Annotated in this window: 3 protein-coding genes; all 3 read right to left on the bottom strand. The window is 71.8% G+C overall.

Annotation, left to right across the window (positions count from 1 at the left end; all coding sequences use genetic code 11):
• Positions 1-1,036 (bottom strand): translation initiation factor IF-2 N-terminal domain-containing protein (locus B0F77_RS46400; protein ID WP_211294387.1); only part of this gene is annotated, 1,036 nt, incomplete at its 3' end.
• 87 nt (positions 1,037-1,123) lie between these two features.
• Positions 1,124-1,474, bottom strand: coding sequence for a DUF448 domain-containing protein (locus B0F77_RS46405; protein WP_086669365.1), 351 nt, complete (start codon positions 1,472-1,474; stop codon positions 1,124-1,126).
• A gap of 15 nt (positions 1,475-1,489) precedes the next feature.
• Positions 1,490-1,944: transcription termination/antitermination protein NusA (gene nusA, locus B0F77_RS46410; protein WP_425435850.1), on the bottom strand; the 455-nt coding region annotated here is incomplete at its 5' end.

Below are 1,944 nucleotides of genomic sequence, written 5' to 3' on the forward strand. Positions count from 1 at the left end.
CACCGGGACGACCGCCGCCACCGCCGCCGCCACCGGGACGGCCACCGCCGCCACCAGGGCCAGGACGGTTACCGGCCGGGCGACCCGGCATCATGCCGGGGTTCGGGCGCGGAGGCATGTTGCCCGGGTTGGGGCGAGGACCACCCTGACCGGGGCCGGGACGGGGACCGCCCTGACCAGGAGCCGGACGAGGTCCGCCCTGACCACCCGGACCGGGACGGCCGCCACCCTGGGCAGCTGCCGGACGGGGGTTCGCGGGACGCGGGTCACCGGGCTTCGGACCGGTGGGACGGTCGCCGCCGCCCTGCTCCGGACGCGGGCCGGGACGAGGTCCAGGACGCGGGCCGGGAGCGTTGCCGCCACCGACGCCGAAGGGGTTGTTGCCCGGACGCGGGGAGCGCGGGCCCGCAGGCTTGGCGGCCTGCGTGCGCGGCGGCACCACGGACGGGGACTGCTGCTGTTGCTGCGCACCGGTCGACGCGGCCGGAGCCTGCGGCTGCTGCTGCGGAGCCGGGCGCGGGCCCGGACGCGGACCGCCACCCGGCTTGGTGCCGGGAGCCGGAGCGGCCTTGGGGGCGGCCGGAGCCGACGCGGCCGGAGCCGGTGCGGCGGCCGGAGCCTGGGGCTGCTGCTGCGCGGGTGCGGGTGCCGCGGGCTCCGCGGGAGCCGGAGCCTGCGCGGCAGGAGCTGCCGGAGCGGGCTTGGGCGCCGGCGGACGCGGGGCGGCCGGCCTGGGGCCGGGCATGCCCTTCGGTGCGGCGGGCTTGTCGTTAGCGGCCGGCTTCGACTCCGCCGGTGCGGCGGGAGCGGCTGCCGCGGGGGCGGGCGCCTTGGGCTTCGGAGCGGACGGCTTGGGGGCCGACGGCTTCGAGGACTTGGCTTCGTAGGCGTCACGAAGCCGCCGGGCCACGGGGGCCTCGACGGTCGACGACGCGGACTTCACGTACTCGCCCTGTTCGGCGAGCTTGTTCAGAACTTCCTTGCTCGTAACACCGAGCTCTTTCGCGAGCTCATGCACGCGGGCCTTGCCTGCCACTGCTCTCCTTGGTCGTGAGGCCGGCGGGCAAGTCCCATCGACCTCGTCTTAACGTCGCGCGTTCATGTCTTCAGCTTCACGGCTGACTCATGACGGGTCGACCTGCTTCCTTGTTGCTTGCTGGCCACGGGGCTGTCCCGCGGCCAAGTTCCCGTGCTGCTCCAAGTGCTCGCGCAACAAAGCGACGTCGAGAGCTCCCTGGACCCGGAGGGCCCGCGAGAACGCCCGTCGCCGCTCGGCGTTGCGCAGACATTCGAGATCGAAATGCAACCAAGCACCCCGACCAGGAAGCCGCCTGCCGACGTCCGGAACCACCGAACCGTCGATCGCGACCACACGCAGCAGCTCAGACGGCAACGTCCGGGTACGGCATCCAATGCACGTGCGAACAGGGCCGATGTGCTGGGAGACCGAACCTGACGTTGAACCGTTGATAATTCTATCCCCTGGAGCTCATTCGGCCGAACTGGATGTGACCGCACCGGCGGCCGGGGACTCCGCGTCGCTGCGGATGTCGATGCGCCAGCCGGTCAGGCGGGCGGCCAGGCGGGCGTTCTGGCCCTCCTTGCCGATCGCCAGCGACAGCTGGAAGTCCGGCACCACGACACGCGCCGTCTTGGCGCGTTCGTCGAGCACCCGTACGGACACAACCTTCGCTGGTGACAATGCATTCCCGACGAAAGTGGCAGGGTCGTCCGAGTAGTCGATGATGTCGATCTTCTCGCCACCGAGCTCGTGCATCACGTTGCGCACACGGGCACCCATCGGGCCGATGCAGGCACCCTTGGGGTTCACTCCGGCAACCGTTGATTTCACCGCGATCTTCGAACGGTGACCTGCCTCACGTGCCACCGCGGGGATCTCCACGGTGCCGTCCGCGATCTCCGGAACCTCGAGGGCGAACAGCC

Origin of the sequence: Lentzea kentuckyensis, from assembly GCF_002150765.1 — a bacterium.
In the GTDB taxonomy this organism is placed as follows: Bacteria; Actinomycetota; Actinomycetes; order Mycobacteriales; family Pseudonocardiaceae; genus Lentzea; species Lentzea kentuckyensis.